The organism is Achromobacter dolens (genome assembly GCF_902859745.1).
GTDB classification, from domain to species: domain Bacteria; phylum Pseudomonadota; class Gammaproteobacteria; order Burkholderiales; family Burkholderiaceae_B; genus Achromobacter; species Achromobacter dolens.
Genome location: NZ_CADIJW010000055.1, coordinates 1 through 16,043 on the forward strand (window position 1 = coordinate 1; position 16,043 = coordinate 16,043).

Sequence of the window (16,043 nt, forward strand, 5' to 3'; positions counted from 1 at the left end):
GGCATTGCGGAGCCAGGCGCGCCGCCGGATCGCTGTACCAGGGTTCCGTGCGCATGGCCCCGGATGCTGTCGCCTTGTCTGCCGGCCAGCGTTCTCGCATTTGCAGTGAGGAGGACGTCAAGCATGGATACGTGGGTGGAAGGCAGCATTTATGGGGCGAGTCTCAGCTCCACCAGCGCCCAGCGTGTTTACGCCGGAGGGGCCACCCCCATCAAGCACAGCTTGATTGGCTCCCGACGGCGTCGCGTTGTTTGAGTACCTGATGTTGTGAGTGTGGCTCCGGAACTGATCGACCTGGCGGCTACCGAGCGCCCTCGCATTTGCAGTGTCAGCGTCAGTTCCGGTGAAACGGCGAAACATATCCCGCAAGTCGGGCACCCGGAAGTTGGCTGCGTCCACGTCCACAAAGTAGTGTCCGCCGCGCCTTGTCTCCCAAACCGCCTGCGTCAAGACAAGCGAATTTTCCTGGGCGTAGCCCCAAAGGCCTGGGTAATCTGCCTTGGGAACCGTGCCACCCGTGGCGTCCAACTCGCTCGCGAGCGGCGAGATGGTGTGTCCGTCCAGCGGGCGTCCGCAAAGCGGGGAGCGATATCCGGTGTAGAAGGCGGTTTGGGTCCAAATCCAGACCTCCCCACATTCGGCGACGATGATTGGGCCGACGTTTTCCCGTGGCAGGGCGGTAACGGAGAAGATGAGCGGGTAGCGACCGTCCGGCGGGAGAGTTCCCAAGGCGGCCGCGCGGAGCTTTCCATCCTGCGCACCGACCAATAGATGCCCTTCGGCGACGGCGGCCAGGCCCGTTCCCCCGCGAGACACCGCGAGGGTGCCTTTGCTGGCCTTGTCCATGTCCAAGCTACCGAGCACCAAATCTACGTCGGCCTGCCCGTCAAAGGGCTTGGGCGCCGCGGTGCCCGCGCCAGATATCGAAAGTTGGCGCGCAACCGCCAGCTTCTTGGCGGCCGCTGCCGTTTCATCTTTGCCCAGGCGCTTGGCGGTTTCCTCATCGACGTACTCGCGCGTGGCCAGCACCACGTCAGGATCAATCTTGAGCGTGAAATTGCTGGTGCTGGAAACCTGCAGCACCATGCGTACCACCTGCGTGCGTGCCGAACCTTCGGCCATCTGCGGCTTGTAGGTGGGCGGACAATTGGATACCGCGATCAGGTCGCCGTCCGCGTCCCGCAGTCCCAGCTCACGCGCCCACCACCCACCGAACTGCTCCGGGATGACCTGTTCCACTACCAGCCACGCCGGATTGTTCGGGTCAACGAATTTGCGATTGATCGGCGCGCGGTGCTTGGAGCCGATCAGCGAGGTTTGCTCGCGGCTCGGTACGGGCAGCACGCCGCCGCCGTCGCCGACTTCCAGCTCGGTGATGTTCACGGGGATGCCGAGCGCCTTGGCGTTGGCTTCCTTGGCTTCGCCGATCTTGGTCAAGATTCCGAAATAGGTAGTCATGGGTATACCGTCAGGGTGTCGATGATGTGCGTGGCCAGGGCGGCCGGCGTGGCGGCCGCGACTTCCACGGGTTGAGGTTGATAGGGGTATACGGTCATCTCGTCGCCGTCATAGGACGCGACGCAGTGATTCAGGGGCGCCCGCACTTCCACCGCGATGGCCAAGCCGGTCATGTGCTGGCTCAGGCGCTTGGTGCTGTCGATGAGGCGGCCCAGCTCGTAATACATTGCTTCGGAAATGCCGCCATCGAGAACGCCGATAGTGAGCCGGAACGTTCCGCGCCGACCTTCTGGCACCATCTGGTGCCATTCGGTCACTTCCAGTAGATAGCCCAGCGGCTCCACCACGCGGCGCAGCGCGCCGATGGTGCCTTTCAGTTGGTGAATCTTGAAAGAATTGGCAATGGCCTTACGCTTGGCCGCCTCTGACCAGGCATCGTCCCAGCGGTCCACCGATCTTTCCCACGCCAGCCAGGGCAGCAGCGGGGCGGGCGTGGTGCTCGCGCGGCGCAGCTTGCGCAGGGGCAAGGGGATTTCCTCGATGTCGGCACCGACCTGGGCAAGCTTGCGCTCAACCGGGGTGGATGAGGGCGGCAGCAGAGTGGGCTTGTTCGCCATTTCAACCGCCGGGCGCAATGGAGACTTCCACCGCCAAGCATGTGGCGGCCTGCGTGGCGTCAAGCACCAGGTTGTCCGCCGGCTCGATCAAGTCGAGATGCGCGACGCCTTCGACATGCAGCGCGGCATTGATCGCGGATCGCCAGACTGATACGCCGGCACGGCGGGGCCGGTTGACGTAGGCGTGACACGCGCGCGTGGCGGCCTCCAGCGCGACCGACCGGCCCGGGCCTTCGCCTTTCATGTGGAGAACCGCCCGCACGCTGTACGTGATGATGCTGCTGGATTGGACGGTCAAGCGGTCGCCCATGGGGCGGATGTCCTCGTCACTGAGCTTGGCGCGTACCTTGTCCAGCAGTTCGGCCGGCGCGGTGCCGTCGCCATCACGGGCGAGTACGCAGATGCGCACATCGCAAGGCTCGGGGCTGGTGGCGGACGCGTCCGCGACCTGCCCGTCTGCGGTCAAGGCATGGAAGACGTAGCCATCGCGCGGGCCTGCGGTTGACAGGCCTTCCCACGCCAGCTGCGCGCGCTCGCGCAGTTCGTCGTCACTTTCATAGACGGCTTCGACCGGCGGCACGGCGGCTGGGTCGGCAGGCCGGATGACCAGGCGGCTTACACCATACTCGGCTGCAATGTGTTCCAGGTCGGAGCCACGCGCGAATGCCAGCAAGACGGACCGCGCAGCGTCGTTGATACGTTGGCGCAAGATGACTTCGCGCTCGGCGTTTTCCTGCAACGTGATTACCAGCGGCTCCGACTCCAGCGCCAGCGCCTTGGCCACGGCGTTACGGTCTTCTTGCGCGAACAGGGCGAGATACCGCGCCTTGCGCGTTTCCAGGATTCGTTCGTAGTCCAGGGTCTCCACCACGTCCGGCGCGGGAAGCTGGGAAAGGTCGATGATGTTCGGGCTTGCCATGTCAGGCGCTCAAGGTGGTGGAGAGGGACACGCTTTCGGTGCGGTCGCCGGTGTCGGCTTCGCCGACGATGTTCAGCACGACGGCGCCGGGCCGGTTTGCGTTGACGTTGGCCGACAAGCTGCGAACACGCAGCCGGGGTTCCCACAGCATCAGCGCCGTAGCCGCCGCTGCGTAGAGCTGCAGGACGGCGGCGCCATTGGTGGGGGTGTCGATCAGGTCGGCGGCCAGGGCGCCGAAGGGGCGCCGGCGAATGCGCGTGCCTATCGAAGTCGTGAGTATCTTGGTCACGGACTGATTCAGGTGTTGGCGGCCACTGATCCGCAGGCCTGTGTTGGCGTCCATCCCGATGTAGCTCATGCGCCTGCCCCCGGCCCTTGGGTACGCGCGCCGCCCTGCAGCACGCCGCCATGGGTGTGCGTGTGCAAGACGACGCCGTTGGACGAAAGCGCGCCATCGGTGTGGCGAAGGTCACCGGTGATAGTTGTGTTGTTCCCCTTGCCGTTCTTGCCGCTCATGCCGGCCTGATAGGTAAACAGACCCGTCACGGTCACATTGCCGTCAAGGGTGATTTCCGGGCATTTGAGGGTGGCCGACTCGCTGGCGGTGACCGTTGCCGTCTTGATGCCTTCGGCCGTGAGCCGGCCCGCCTGGTGGTCGTAAACGATGCGGGCGCCGTCCGGGTAAAGCGTGACGTGTTCTGCGGCGCTGGCGGACGGGGCGGGGATGGCATCCGAGTTCAGGCCCATCAGCACCACGCCGGCGGCGGGGTCTCCGTCAGGACACAGCAAAACGACTTGTTCGCCGACGGTCGGCGGGTTCCATGTCGTTGTCGTGCCAGCACGCAGCTCCAGCCACGGCAACCAGTTGCTTTGAAGGTCGCCCGATGCGACGCGAACGCGCGCCGGCTGGCTGGACAGATCGACGGCGAAAACCGTACCGATGCGGATCAGGTTGGAGATGAGGCGGAAGAGTTCGGCGATTTCATGCATAGCGGCCATGTTGCCGGGCCGCCTTCGCGCGCGCACGGGGCGCGCCTTGTGCTTCGGCGTGCTACAGGCCTTGGCCGGCCAGATGCCGCGCCAAGGTGTCGAGTACCATTTCTCGGGTGCGTTCGGTGAATCCCAGCAGCTTGCGGCGCGGGTAGCGCACGGGCTTCTGGCCGCGCGCCGGGCGGTCGCTGCGGCCTTCCTGGTGAACCAGGGCCAGGCGCGCTACGCGGCCGCTGTAGCCGACCACCGCGTCGGTGTCGCTGGCCTCTACGCGCAGGTATCGAGCGGTGCGCAGCCGGGTGAACATCTTGCGACGGATGGCGCCGCGCTTGCCACGCAGGTTCTTGGTACGCCTTGGGGCGTAGGGCGTGCCGTCCGGGTTCTGCTGGGCCGCAATCCGCTGGCCTTCGGTGCGGCGTAGCTCCACGGCGACAGCGCGATTCACGCGGCGGCGCTCGGCGGGCCGGAGCTGCGCGAGCAGCGCCGCCGCCCAGGCCTGGACGTCCGAGAAATCGTCACTCATTGGGATGGCGCCACGCCGGGACGGTGACGGTAACAGGGGCCGCGCCCGGGATGACGATGGTGATTTCCTCATCGTCGGCCGGCAGTTCGGCGTCGGTGGGTTCGTCCACATGCTCGGCCATCAGGGCGCCGCCGGCGCCCGATGGCTTCACTACTACGCGCTCGGTGAGCGGCAACTTGATTTCAATGTCCGCCGACTCATGGTTCAGCAGCTCAACATCAAACTGGATCGCGTTGGCGCGCCGGTCGGGATTGATCAGCAGTTCGGGTTGCTTGACGCGAAGCCAGGCCAGCAGCGGCAGCATGATGGTGTCGGCCTGGCCTGCGTAGTCGGTCACCACGATGGTGAGGGTGTACCGATATTCATGCGAGAGGTTGCGCGTTCCCGTGCAATGGACGCTGCCGTCGTCAACGAAAACATGCAGCCTGTCGGGGTTCGTGGACAGAAACTCATTGTGCCGCGTCAGGTATTCGCGCAACTCATTGGCCTTTCGCATGGCTCGCCTCGTCCTGGCATTTGATGATGGTGTCCACCTTGGCCGCGCACATAGCCCAGGAGGTCTCCAGGCGGTCTATCAACAGGTTCAGATCGCCGTCAGTCCTTGGCGCCGCCGCCGGCAGACTGCACGGGGTTACGGGTGCGCAGGTATTCAGCGTAAGCCGCGGCCCCGGTGAGGGCAGGGCGCTGGCGCAGCCTTGCAACAGGATCAGGCAGCACAGTATCAGCCCAGCTGCGAACTTGCGGATTTTCATTCTTGAGCCTTTCAAGGTCGAACGTGCGCTGGTCTAGCGCGTTGCGGAAGTCGTCTTGCGTGCGCTCCAGTTGCGCCAGGTCCAGGCGCTGGGTGGTCATGCGGTTTCCCAGGTCCGCCAGGTCGCTGGCTTGGCGCTCGATCACCTGGCCATAGGCGGTGATGGCGACATCCTGGCGCGCGATGTCGCCACGCTGGAACCAAACCACCACGGCCAGGATGGCGGTTGCCGCATAGGGCGCGATGGCTCGCAGGAACGTGTTCATGCTGCCTGCCCCGCGTCTTCTTCGGAGAATCGCGCGTAGGCGCGCTCCAGCTTCACGTCATAGAGGTTTTCAGCGTAGGCCGGGCCGTTGTAGCCGCGCGCGAATGCCGCCCACTTGCGGCCGACTAGGGCTTTATGCAGGCCCGGGTCGGTCTCGATGAAGCCGACGAAGGCGGCGAGCTGCGCGCCCTCGCTTTCCTGCTGCGCGGCAACGAATGCTTCCACGCTTTCAAACCCCAGCCGGCGCCAGTGGTAGCCCATGATTTGAAATGCGCCCCAGCTCGCGGCCTCCAGCGCCGCAGGGCGGCAAATCTGGATCGCGGCTGCGAGGCGGACGTACTCGGCCGCGCCGCCCGCGTAGCCGCCGCGCTTGGGATTGACGATGGCGGGAAGGCGCGCGGTGTGCGGTGCCGGGTCGATGCCATGCTCGCGCAGGCGTTCATGGAAGACATGCCGCTCGAACAGGATTGCGGGGCGCCCATCGGGCAGAAAGCCGCGCCCGCTCGCTTCCACCTCGTTCACTGCCTTGATGCTGGCCAGGGGGACGCCCAGGCGCTCGGCGGCCGCGATCAGGTCGGGTTCCCGCAGATAGCGCGTCACATCGTGGTGTGCCAGCGCGGCGCGGCTTTTCGGTCCATAGACGCCATCGACCACCAAGCCGGTGGCCCGCTGCAGCGCTGCCACCGCGCCGCGCGTGGCGTCGTCGTAGATCGCCGTGCGCTCAACCTTGTAGCCGGCGCGCTGCAGATCAGATTGAAGATCGGCCACGGCCTGGCCGATGGCGCCCTTACGCAAAATTTCAGACATCGGGATTCCCTCGGGTGAACGTCGCCAAGTTGCCGCGCGCGCGCCAGGCGCCGGCGAACAGCAGCGCGGCGATGACCAGTTCGGACAGGCTGGCCGGCGAGTGCAGCAGCAGGATTTCGACGGCCCGGCAGAACAGCGCCGCAATCAGTGCGGTGGCCAGACACGACAGCACGCGTCGATGGCGCGCGCCATTGGGCTGATACCAGAGGAAGCGGCTGGCCGTGCCGGCGTACAGAAGCGCGCAGGCCACCGCGATGAGGGACAGCGCAGGGGTAGGGTGCAGGTCGGTCATTTCTTTTCCCCAAAGCCTCGGAAAATGCTTCCGAGGTCGAAGTCCGGCGCCTTGGCCAGCAGCTTGAGGGCCAGCGGCACGATGACGACCGCGCCGATCAGCGCGGGCAGAAAGGATTCCTTGGCCAGCTCGCGGGCGACGATTTCGCCGGCGCCGCCGTAGCCGCACAAGCCCGAGACCAGGAAGGAAACGAAGCGCTTCCAGGCGGTGAGGTCTTTCTTGGTACTCGCCACCAGGGCGGCGCCCATGACGGCGCCGAAGGCCGCGTTTGCATCGATCAGCGGCAGGATTTGCGACAGGGCCGCGCCAGATACCAGCGTGGTGGCCACGGCGCCCGATACGGTCGAGGGTTCGGCCATTGGGTTCAGTCCCAGAGTTTGACGGCAGGCGCCGCCGTAGGTTGAGGGGCGGCATCCGGCAGGACAACCACATGGCCATGCGGCAGCACCGCGCCGAGGTCGGCCAGGCCGGGATTGAGTTCGTAGGTGGCTTCCACCACGTCCCGCGTGGTGCCTAGGTGGCGCCAGCAGAGCGCATCCACGGTGTCACCTTGTTGGGCGCGGACTTTCATCAGATGAGGTCCACGATATTGCGCTTGGCGCCGACGACATCGGCGATGGCCCAGCGCGCATTGCGGCGGTGGTCGCTGGGCGCCTCGTCCAGCCATTCCGCCCGCTTCTGGCCGGCGGCCGTGGTGTCGTAGTCGGTCATGCGCTCGATCAGGTCGGCTTTGGCCAAGCTGTAGACGGCGCGGCGGTAGGCGTGCTCCAGGCGGGTGGCGCCGTCGATCTTTGCGGCTGGGACGTCCTGGAGCTGTGTGTAGCCGTTGGCGCGCTGGACGGCCTTCCACGCGGCCAGGCTGTTGCCGGCTTCCAGCATGGCGCCAACGAGCGCGAAGCGCAGGCGCGGTTCGGTCACAGTTCCATCCAGGCGCAACGTCTCGCGGGCGTTGGCCAGGTCGATATCCGGGAAAAAGCCATCATTCCCGACCGTCTGCGGCGGTTCGGTGCGGGGCGCGGGTGCGGTTGCGATGAAGCTCATGGCCTGTTCTCATGAAATCGGCGGTGGGCGGGCATCCAGCCGGTCTGTGACAGACCTTCCGCCCGCGCCGCCGTGCGCTTGGGGGCACTCGGTTAGCCGGCGTCGCCGGCGTTCTTGATCTTGCGTTCCAGCTGTTCGATGAGCTTTTTCGCGCCCACGCCGCTGTGCAGCTCCACGGCGCGGCGCAGTTGTGCGACGCTGGCCCGCGCCATTTCCAGCTGCGGGCCGCGCGGCTCTTCGCCGGCCTGGGCCGCCAGCGTCTTGCCTAGAGCCAAGTGCAGCTTCGCGCGGGCTTGGTCCGGCGCGTCCTGGCCGTCCACCAGGCGCGCGACTTCCTGCAGCACCTGCATGGCCTCCTCGGGCTTGGACACTGCGCCGTTGGCGACGTGGCCGGCCACCTCGTCCAGCAGCAGGGTGGCCGTGTTGCGCTTGAGCCGTTCCGGCAGTTGCAGGTCATGGCGCAGTACGTAGTCGGCGAGCTGCAGGCCGGGCGCGAATGCGCCGATGTCGAAGTGCCACACCATCAGCGTGGTCACCACCTCATCAGGCTGGCCGCCGTCGCCCGCCAATACACCTTGCAGGTAGTCGGCGTACTCGGGAACCAGCTCGCGTTTCACGGCTACCTTGCGCTCCACGGACTGGATATCGTGCAGGCGGCGCCGGTCCTGGGTGAGCTTGGCCATCATCTGGCCGTAGATGCCGCCCATGACTGCGGGCGCGTCGCCGTCGGCCGCGCTCGCGCGGGCGGCCAGCACCCGCGTGCGGTGTTGTTGTGCGGGGCTGGTCATGGTCAGGCCTGCACCAGCTCGATGTTTTCGACCATGGCGGCTTGGCCGTAGTCTTCCACCACGTAGTCGTCGTTCGAGCTTTCGTAGGTCTCCACGCGGCTGCGCTTGGCGTTTTCATCGATGTGACGGCGGCGTCCGCCAATCTGCCAGTACAGCGACAGGTTATCCAGCGGGGTGATGAGCACCTTCTTTTCCGGGAAGAAGGGCGCCTGCACCGCTGGCAGGCCGCCGATACGCTTCTGACTGATGATGAGGTCTGCCGCCAGCGTGTCGGTGGCGCGGCTGTCCTGGTTGACCAGCGGGAAATACTTGTCGTGCATGAGGCCACGGCCGACGATGGCGACCAGGCCGGCGTTTTCGCGGTGCCACGGGTCCAGCAGCGTGATGGCGTCGTAGACCAGGGCGTCCAGGTTCTTGTAGTCGCCGGTGGCGCCCACTTGGACCTTGCCCGCCGTCTTGCCCTCGTTCATGACGCGCTCTTCCGCGTATTCGCGCATCTTCTGCAACCAGCCCTTGTTCACGTCCTGCAGCAGCGGGTTGGTGTTGGGGTTGGTCGTGGTCGCCACGCTGTTGCCATTGAAGCCGATCATGATGCGGTCGAGCGCCTGTCGCTGGATCAGCAGATCGCGGATGCGGATCTCGAAGTCCTTGAAATGCGCCCAGGCGTCGAGCTTGGCGTAGGGGATGAAGGAATCGAAATCGGTATGGCGGCAGTAGTAGCCGTTCGCGTCCAGCGTGGTCAGGTCGCGCGGTTCGCGGTCCTTGACCTTGGTGTCGGTACGCGAGGCGATGGGGCCGGAGAGGTTCAGACCCAGCTTTTCGCCCTGCTGCTCGGTGACGCCGATCATGTTGATCTTGGTCAGGAAGGCCGAGCTTTCTTGAATCTTGGTCTCCATCGTCTGTTGCACGGACGGCACGACGTTGAAGGTCTGCGTGACGCTGTCGACGCCGTTGAGTTCGGCGAGGTTGTGCAGGTAGGCGTTGAAGAGGACGCGGGTATCGTTGCGCATTTGGTGGTTCCGGTTTGGGTTTGAAGGGTCGGGATCGGCCCGCGTTAGCAGTCGGTTTTCACGCGGCCGTCGCCACCGGCCGCCGGCGGACGCTGGGAGAAGTTGCCGGGCGTTTTGTCGAGCTGGGCGCGCAGGTCGGCCAATTCCTTGGCCGTCGCAGCGTTCTTCTTGAATTCCTCCATCTCGGTCCTGACCTTGGTCACGGCGTCGGCCAGGTCGCCGGTGGTTTTCTTGATCGCAGCTTCCAGCGCGTTGAAGGCTTGTGTTGCGGCGGCCACGTCAACGGGCGCGGTGGCCACCTGCGGGGGCTGCGGTGCTGCGGCTTGCGACTGGCCCGGCAGCAGGGAGCGGAAGAAGGCGGCGAACCCTTGCAGGGCCTTGGCGGTTTCGTCGGTGGGCTTGGCGTCTTCGTCGAAGTTCAGGGGCGTTTCCAGCAGGCTGGAGAACAGGTTTTCCGGCGACTGCTTGCGGCCAGCAAGCGGGTTGGATGCGGGATTCTTGGCGGCGAATTGCAGGATGGAGGTCCCCAGGCTGGCCGGGCTGTCGGTGACGCCCAGGCCGACCAAGCCGCACTTGCCGGTGCCGGCGAAGTCTTCTTGAAGTTCGATGGACGTATAGATTTTCTGGCGGCCCTTCGTCATGGACACCAGCGCGGGAGTGGGGTCGAGCTGCGCTTGCAGCGTGAGCTTGCCTTCATCGTTTTCTTCGGTGCGCACGGCCAGGACATCGCCGTAGGCGCAGAACGGACTTTCCGGCACGACGCCGCGAATATGTTCCATCCAGATGCGCGCGCCGTACTTCTCGCGGTTGTAGGTCGCCGCGATCTCTTCCAGCCAGGTGCGCTGGATGTTGCGGCCATCGGTGGTCTGGCCTTCGGTGGCCACGGTAAACCAGCGGTCTTTATTCATAGGGTTTGGCTCGTCGGTGGTGTTCGGGTGTTGCCATACTGGCCCCCGCTGCCCGGCCACTCAACGGCGCGGCGTTGTGCGCGTGCGATCCAGAAGAGACGGCTTCACGCGCGCGCGGAGAAGCCCGGCAGGATGGCGGCATGTTGCAATCCACCGACCACATCGACCCGCGCCGCGTCGCCCGTGACCTGTATTGGCAGGGCTGGCGCATCTCGTCCATTGCGCGCCACCTGAGCGAAAAGCGCACCACTGTTCACAGTTGGAAGACGCGCGACGGCTGGGACAAGGCTTCGCCCGTTGAGCGCGTAGAGACCGCGCTTGATGCGCGCCTGTGTACGCTCATCGCCAAGACTGAGAAGGACGGGCGCGACTTCAAGGAAATCGACCTGCTGGGGCGCCAGCTTGAGCGCACGGCGCGCGTGCGCAAGTTCGATGAGGACGGGCGCGATTCCACGTTGAACCCCGCGCTTGACCGGCGTAATGCTGGGCCGAAGCGCAAGCCCGAGCGCAACGCGATCAGCGACGAACAGGCGCAAAAGCTGTCACAGGCGTTCCGCGATTCCCTCTTCGAGTATCAGAAAGTCTGGCTTCGCAACGGCGATCAGCGCACCCGGATGATTCTCAAGTCGCGGCAGATCGGGGCCACCTGGTACTTCGCGCGCGAGGCGCTGGACGATGCGATCAGGACGGGCCGAAATCAAATCTTCCTGTCCGCGTCGAAGGCGCAGGCACACGTCTTCAAGCAGTACATCATTCAATTCGCGCGAGAGGCCGCGGACATCGATCTCAAGGGCGATCCCATCGTCTTGCCGAACGGCGCGCACCTGTACTTTCTGGGGACGAACGCACGCACCGCGCAGAGCTATCACGGCAATTTCTACTTCGATGAGTTCTTCTGGGTGCCGAGGTTCGCGGAGCTGAACAAGGTGGCCAGCGGCATGGCGCTGCACAAGCATTGGCGCAAGACCTATTTTTCTACCCCTTCCAGCATGGCCCACGAAGCCTATCCACTTTGGACCGGCGACGTGTTCAACAAGCGCCGCGCCAAGCGCGATCAAGTCGCCATTGAGCTGGCGCACTCGGTCTTGAAGAATGGCCACCACTGTGATGACCGTATCTGGCGGCAGATCGTCACCATCCTGGACGCCGAGGCGGGCGGCTGCAACCTATTCGACATCGATGAGCTGCGGCTTGAGTACAGCCCCGATCAGTTCGAAAACCTGCTGATGTGCGGTTTCATCGATGACACCGCATCCATCTTCCCGCTGTCTGTGTTGCAGGGCTGCATGGTGGATTCGATGGTCGAGTGGGTCGATGTGCAGAAATTTCTGCTGCGGCCCTACGGACACTGGCCGGTGCTGGTGGGCTATGACCCGTCGCTGTCGGGAGATTCCGCCGGTTGTGTCGTGTTGGCCGCGCCGCGCACCCCCGGCGGCAAATTCCGCGTGCTGGAGTATCACCAGTTCAGGGGGATGGACTTCGCAGCGCAAGCCAAAAAGATTGAGGAAATCACGAAGCGGTACGCCGTGGCTTACATCGGTATCGACGCCACCGGCATGGGCCAAGGCGTGTTCCAGCTGGTCAAGCAGTTCTTTCCCGGTGCCCGGTCTTACAGCTATTCGCCCGAGGTCAAAGGCCGCCTGGTACTCAAGGCGGGGGACGTGATCCGCAACAAACGCCTGGAGTTCGACGCCGGCGCCACCGACCTGGCGCAGTCGCTCATGGCAATTCGCAAGACCACAACCGCCAGCGGGCGCAGTGTCACATACGACGCCGGCCGGGCCAGCGAGACCGGACACGCTGACCTGGCCTGGGCGCTGATGCACGCGCTGGATTGGGAACCCCTGGAAGGCGCCGCAGGCGTCGGAAAAAGCTTCATGGAGATTTACGGATGAAACGAAAAACCAAGGCGGCCAGCGCTGCGCCTGCGCTCATGCCTGAAAAGGTCGAGGCCTTCACCTTCGGTGACCCGGTGCCGGTGCTTGATCGCCGCGAGATACTGGACTATCTGGAGTGCTGGCGCAATGGACGCTGGTATGAGCCGCCCGTCAATTTCGGCGGCCTGTCCAAGACGTTCCGGGCCAGCCCGCACCATAGTTCGGCCATCTACTTCAAGGCCAACATCCTGGCCTCCACGCTGCTGCCGCATCCCGCATTTGGCCGTGATACCTGCCTGAAAATGGCTATCGATTTTCTGACCTTCGGCAACACCTACGCGGAGCGGCTGGACAGCATGACGGGCAAGCTGATCATGATGAAGCACGCGCTTGCCAAGTACACGCGGCGCGGCGTTGAACCTGGCCGCTTCTTCTTTCTGCCCAGCTCTGGCCAGGAGCATGAATTCCGCGCCGGCACGGTGTGTCAACTGATGCAGCCGGACATCAACCAGGAAATCTATGGCCTGCCCGAGTACCTGGCCGCGCTCAATGCTGCATGGTTGAACGAGTCCGCGACGCTGTTCCGGCGCAAGTACTACCACAACGGCAGTCATGCGGGATTCATCATGTACGTGACGGACACCCTGCCTGACGGTGGCTATGTCGATGACATCCGCGAGGCGATGAAGAACTCGAAGGGGCCGGGCAACTTCCGCAACCTCTTTGTCTATGCGCCCGGCGGCAAGAAAGACGGCATGCAGATCATCCCGGTTAGCGAGGTGGCCGCGCGCGATGACTTTTTCAACATCAAGAACGTGTCGCGCGATGACGTGCTCGCCGCGCATCGGGTGCCGCCGCAGCTCATGGGTCTGGTGCCGACGAACTCGGGCGGATTTGGCACGCCGATATCGGCGGCGAAGGTGTTCGCGCGTAACGAGCTGGAGCCGCTGCAGGCCAAGTTCCTGGAAATCAATGACTGGCTGGGCGATGAGGTTGTGCGTTTTAAGCCTTACGCGATCCCAGGAGAAGGCGACGAGTAGCGCGCCCGAGCCACAGGCATACGCCCCGCATCAGCGGGGCTTTTTTTTGGCCGCGCCGCGCGGTGGTTTGCAGGCCTGGCCCTTACCGACGCTCGCCGCGCTTGCGCCCCTGTTTGACTGCCAGCGGCTCGGTCAGACAGGGTTCGCCCTGGATGTATTCCAGCAGGCCGGTGACGTGGTCAATCACATCCTGGCGATGGCGCAGGCTTGCCGCGTTTCGCATACCAGCTTCCAACGCGATCAGGACGCGCTGCAGGCGCCAGATTTCCCAGGCCAAGGCGCACCCCTCTGGCGTGGGGTTTCGGGCGTACAGCTCGCGTATGCGAGCCGCAGACATGGGGGTGGGCGGGGGACGGTCGAGCATGGTCATGATGGCAACCTCAAAGTACTGTATAAATATACAGTAAACCGATCCGTCACCACCTCTGGCGCGCAGTCTTCCCCCCTCCACGCCTGCCCGCTAAATGTGCGAGAAAAGACTCAACCTGCGCCACGCCGCGCTGGCAGCGTTGGCGCGCCCCTGGCGGCCGCCAGGAGGGCTTGGCAGCTGACGCAAAGCGACGCGCCTGAGACGCAGTCGGGGACTTTCACTCGATAGCCGACAGCCCCTCGCCGCCATCTCCCTCCATCAACGAGTGAGCGTGGAGCGTTAAGGCCATGGCTCTTGACGACACGAAGTCCTCGTAAGACAGGGCGTCGATGCCTGTCGGACACAGAGCTGATTTTAAATATTGGTCTCGGAACTGCGAGTCTATCTGCGCTACGTAGTCAGCAGGGGCGCGATCTTTAATCTTGTTGTTGTCTGACCGAGTCAGGAAACAGATGTTGGCGAGGACATTGATGTCAGCCGCTGGGACTCCCTGCTTAAGTAAGAAACTGCGGGGGAATATATGGTGGTACTCATGCTTACTGCCTTTCTTCAGTACTTTGCTCGTATCAATCTTTGCCCCGCTCAGAAGGGACTTTGGAGACAGGGTGTTCAGCATGAGGATGAGCACGCCAGAATTAGCGTTGGCGACCGAAAAGTTGCTCGTGGCGAAGCTGAATCGAACCTCAGGCGTGGGGAGTTTCATCTCGTAGTTCTCGTCCCCTTTCAGCTTTCGCAATTCGATGATATCGCTAGCTTGCCGCTGGTTCACATCGGAGGAGAATCTACGGGTGAATAGGGCGCGCCAGAACCACTTAAGTAGCTGTGCGCGTTGCTTCGCGGAATAGTTGAAACCGTCTTTTAGTTCGGTGGCGAAGAACGTGCTGAGGGGCACGAGCAGCCCAGGAAAGGGAAGAATTTTGTAATGGGTGACTCCTACTTCTCGTTTCAGGAAGTCGAGCGCGCCGATGATTCCTCGCTGGATTTCATCAAAGCGGCGTCTGATTTCTTCGCCCTTCAACTCAAGGATTTTGTCGGGGGTGGTCTCCCCGCTGATTATCCCCGCACATATTCGCAGTTGGAGGTCTTTGTCATTGCAAAAGTCCTCGAACCCATGCTCCGCAATAGCGTCCTGCAAATCGCTAAACTTCTCAACTAGGTCGAAGTCTTCGGACCAGCTCCATGCCGAAAGTAGCTCAAAGACGTTCAGCTCCGTGCCTGCACGGTTGATTCGCTCGAAGACGATTGCGACCTTGTTCCGATCGTCCGTCTCGAACACTTCATTAGGGATGTGATATTCCTTAAAGCGCTCCTGTAAATCGTCGATGAGCACGAGCTGCTCATCGCTAAGATCCTTCGTAGCGCGTCGGAATGCACCGATGTCAAAGAGGGTCCGAGCAGGGAAGTGCCGGGAGGGGTCTACCTCTCCATCCTCAAGCGCAACAAATGCGGGATCTTGGTGCCCCTCCTGGGCTTGCATGTCAAAGTAGATGTCGGTCCAGGACCCGCCTTCGGGCCTAAGGTCGGTTTGAAAGGTGCTGAACAAGCTTGTGATTCGCTGCTGGCCGTCAAGGACGTAGTTGACGGGATAGTTTTTCGACGGTTCCGGCAGCGTAAAGCGACCCAGCTTTTTCTCTGTTGGCATGCGTGTATCTGTGCGCCAGAGAATGATCGTGCCGATTGGAAATTTCTTGTAGATGCTGTCTAGCAAGAACGCAACTTGGTCTGGCTCCCACACGAAATCACGTTGAAATGCAGGAATACGAATATCTCCCGCAGTGATGCGTTCGATAAGTCGGCGAATCGGTAATGGGTCGCTCATGGGTATCTCGTGTGGTGAAGGTAACGAAATAGTACCGCGCACCGTCTGAATCTACTCGGACCCGTTGGGGGGAGTGAATGCAGTTTGGGGAGGGGCTGGGAAAAACCTAACCTTCCTAACCGGGCCTGAAAATGATGCGTAAGGCATTGATTTGCATGAGTAATATTGGTTAGGTTCAAAACCTAACCTGACCTAACCTGAAACCTAACCTCCACGTAAGTGTTTGATTTACATGCATATCTATTTTTCATAAGGTTAGGGTATAGAAACCTAACCGGGTTAGGCCTTGGTTAGGAAAAGGTTAGGTTTCCCGAAACGTCGGAAACCCGCATGAATAAAGGCGATCCGCCCGATTCGCCATGCCAGGTTAGGAAGGTTAGGTTTTTCCCAGCCCCTCCCGAAATATTGAAATGGCCCTCAGTCGCGCCGGTTGCTGGTGCGCTTGCCGTCGTCGCTCTGGATCCTCGATCGCGCTCCAGCACCGGCGGGTCCGCTGGCCAAGTGCTGGCGCTGCAGGTGGTGGCGGACGTAGTGAGCAGCGCGCGGCGGCCGCCGGCGGCGCGCTGGG

The 16,043-nt window shown here is 63.2% G+C and carries 21 protein-coding genes; 2 read left to right on the forward strand and 19 right to left on the reverse strand.

Features of this window, described 5'->3' with window-relative positions; translation table 11 throughout:
* Positions 1-117: 117 nt before the first annotated feature.
* The 17 genes from HV783_RS25225 to HV783_RS25300 form a co-directional block, all read right to left on the reverse strand.
* Complete coding sequence (locus HV783_RS25225) at positions 118-1,458, reverse strand: phage tail protein (protein WP_175190098.1); 1,341 nt, start codon at positions 1,456-1,458, stop codon at positions 118-120.
* Complete coding sequence (locus tag HV783_RS25230) at positions 1,455-2,075, reverse strand: phage tail protein I (protein WP_217484244.1); 621 nt, start codon at positions 2,073-2,075, stop codon at positions 1,455-1,457. Before HV783_RS25230 ends, HV783_RS25225 begins: the two co-directional genes overlap by 4 nt.
* A 1-nt stretch (position 2,076) precedes the next feature.
* Positions 2,077-2,994 carry a baseplate assembly protein gene (locus HV783_RS25235; protein ID WP_175190100.1) on the reverse strand — a complete coding sequence of 306 codons (918 nt, stop codon included), beginning with the start codon at positions 2,992-2,994 and terminating at the stop codon, positions 2,077-2,079.
* A 1-nt stretch (position 2,995) separates the two neighbouring features.
* A complete protein-coding gene (locus tag HV783_RS25240) occupies positions 2,996-3,352 on the reverse strand; it encodes a GPW/gp25 family protein (RefSeq protein ID WP_254604035.1) in 357 nt (118 codons plus the stop codon).
* Entirely contained in the window at positions 3,349-3,984 is a 636-nt protein-coding gene (locus tag HV783_RS25245) for a phage baseplate assembly protein V (RefSeq protein ID WP_175190101.1), read from the reverse strand. Before HV783_RS25245 ends, HV783_RS25240 begins: the two co-directional genes overlap by 4 nt.
* A gap of 61 nt (positions 3,985-4,045) precedes the next feature.
* Entirely contained in the window at positions 4,046-4,507 is a 462-nt protein-coding gene (locus tag HV783_RS25250) for a phage virion morphogenesis protein (RefSeq protein WP_063569187.1), read from the reverse strand.
* The gene (locus tag HV783_RS25255; RefSeq protein WP_063569186.1) at positions 4,500-5,003 is read right to left on the reverse strand and encodes a phage tail protein; all 504 of its coding nucleotides are present in this window, start codon (positions 5,001-5,003) and stop codon (positions 4,500-4,502) included. The genes HV783_RS25250 and HV783_RS25255 overlap by 8 nt, the downstream gene beginning before the upstream one ends.
* The gene (lysC, locus tag HV783_RS29380) at positions 4,987-5,208 is read right to left on the reverse strand and encodes an Rz1-like lysis system protein LysC (protein ID WP_253827044.1); all 222 of its coding nucleotides are present in this window, start codon (positions 5,206-5,208) and stop codon (positions 4,987-4,989) included. The genes HV783_RS25255 and lysC overlap by 17 nt, the downstream gene beginning before the upstream one ends.
* Complete coding sequence (gene lysB / locus HV783_RS29545) at positions 5,102-5,524, reverse strand: Rz-like lysis system protein LysB (RefSeq protein WP_175190102.1); 423 nt, start codon at positions 5,522-5,524, stop codon at positions 5,102-5,104. Before lysB ends, lysC begins: the two co-directional genes overlap by 107 nt.
* Positions 5,521-6,330: an N-acetylmuramidase domain-containing protein gene (locus HV783_RS25265; RefSeq protein ID WP_175190103.1), complete on the reverse strand. Its 810-nt coding sequence runs from the start codon at positions 6,328-6,330 to the stop codon at positions 5,521-5,523. Before HV783_RS25265 ends, lysB begins: the two co-directional genes overlap by 4 nt.
* On the reverse strand, positions 6,323-6,622 hold the full coding sequence (locus HV783_RS25270; RefSeq protein ID WP_063569183.1) for a phage holin family protein: 300 nt from the start codon (positions 6,620-6,622) through the stop codon (positions 6,323-6,325). The genes HV783_RS25265 and HV783_RS25270 overlap by 8 nt, the downstream gene beginning before the upstream one ends.
* Positions 6,619-6,981 carry a putative holin gene (locus tag HV783_RS25275; protein WP_006390739.1) on the reverse strand — a complete coding sequence of 121 codons (363 nt, stop codon included), beginning with the start codon at positions 6,979-6,981 and terminating at the stop codon, positions 6,619-6,621. Before HV783_RS25275 ends, HV783_RS25270 begins: the two co-directional genes overlap by 4 nt.
* A gap of 5 nt (positions 6,982-6,986) precedes the next feature.
* Entirely contained in the window at positions 6,987-7,193 is a 207-nt protein-coding gene (locus tag HV783_RS25280; protein WP_006390738.1) for a tail protein X, read from the reverse strand.
* A complete protein-coding gene (locus HV783_RS25285) occupies positions 7,193-7,663 on the reverse strand; it encodes a head completion/stabilization protein (protein WP_175190104.1) in 471 nt (156 codons plus the stop codon). The genes HV783_RS25280 and HV783_RS25285 overlap by 1 nt, the downstream gene beginning before the upstream one ends.
* Positions 7,664-7,755: 92 nt before the next feature.
* Entirely contained in the window at positions 7,756-8,451 is a 696-nt protein-coding gene (gene gpM, locus HV783_RS25290) for a phage terminase small subunit (RefSeq protein ID WP_175190105.1), read from the reverse strand.
* A gap of 2 nt (positions 8,452-8,453) precedes the next feature.
* Positions 8,454-9,461 (reverse strand): phage major capsid protein, P2 family, encoded by a 1,008-nt coding sequence (locus HV783_RS25295; RefSeq protein ID WP_175190106.1) that lies wholly within the window; start codon positions 9,459-9,461, stop codon positions 8,454-8,456.
* A gap of 44 nt (positions 9,462-9,505) precedes the next feature.
* Positions 9,506-10,369: a GPO family capsid scaffolding protein gene (locus HV783_RS25300; RefSeq protein WP_175190107.1), complete on the reverse strand. Its 864-nt coding sequence runs from the start codon at positions 10,367-10,369 to the stop codon at positions 9,506-9,508.
* A gap of 140 nt (positions 10,370-10,509) precedes the next feature.
* On the opposite strand from HV783_RS25300, the gene HV783_RS25305 reads away from it, so the two are divergent.
* Together HV783_RS25305 and HV783_RS25310 are read left to right on the forward strand one after the other, a co-directional pair.
* Positions 10,510-12,264: a terminase ATPase subunit family protein gene (locus tag HV783_RS25305; RefSeq protein WP_175190108.1), complete on the forward strand. Its 1,755-nt coding sequence runs from the start codon at positions 10,510-10,512 to the stop codon at positions 12,262-12,264.
* Positions 12,261-13,286, forward strand: coding sequence for a phage portal protein (locus tag HV783_RS25310; RefSeq protein WP_175190109.1), 1,026 nt, complete (start codon positions 12,261-12,263; stop codon positions 13,284-13,286). The genes HV783_RS25305 and HV783_RS25310 overlap by 4 nt, the downstream gene beginning before the upstream one ends.
* Before the next feature lie 82 nt (positions 13,287-13,368).
* Here HV783_RS25310 and HV783_RS25315 read toward each other — a convergent pair whose 3' ends face one another.
* Complete coding sequence (locus tag HV783_RS25315; protein WP_175190110.1) at positions 13,369-13,563, reverse strand: hypothetical protein; 195 nt, start codon at positions 13,561-13,563, stop codon at positions 13,369-13,371.
* A gap of 310 nt (positions 13,564-13,873) precedes the next feature.
* Positions 13,874-15,475, reverse strand: coding sequence for a DUF262 domain-containing protein (locus tag HV783_RS25320; protein ID WP_175190111.1), 1,602 nt, complete (start codon positions 15,473-15,475; stop codon positions 13,874-13,876).
* Positions 15,476-16,043: the final 568 nt, after the last annotated feature.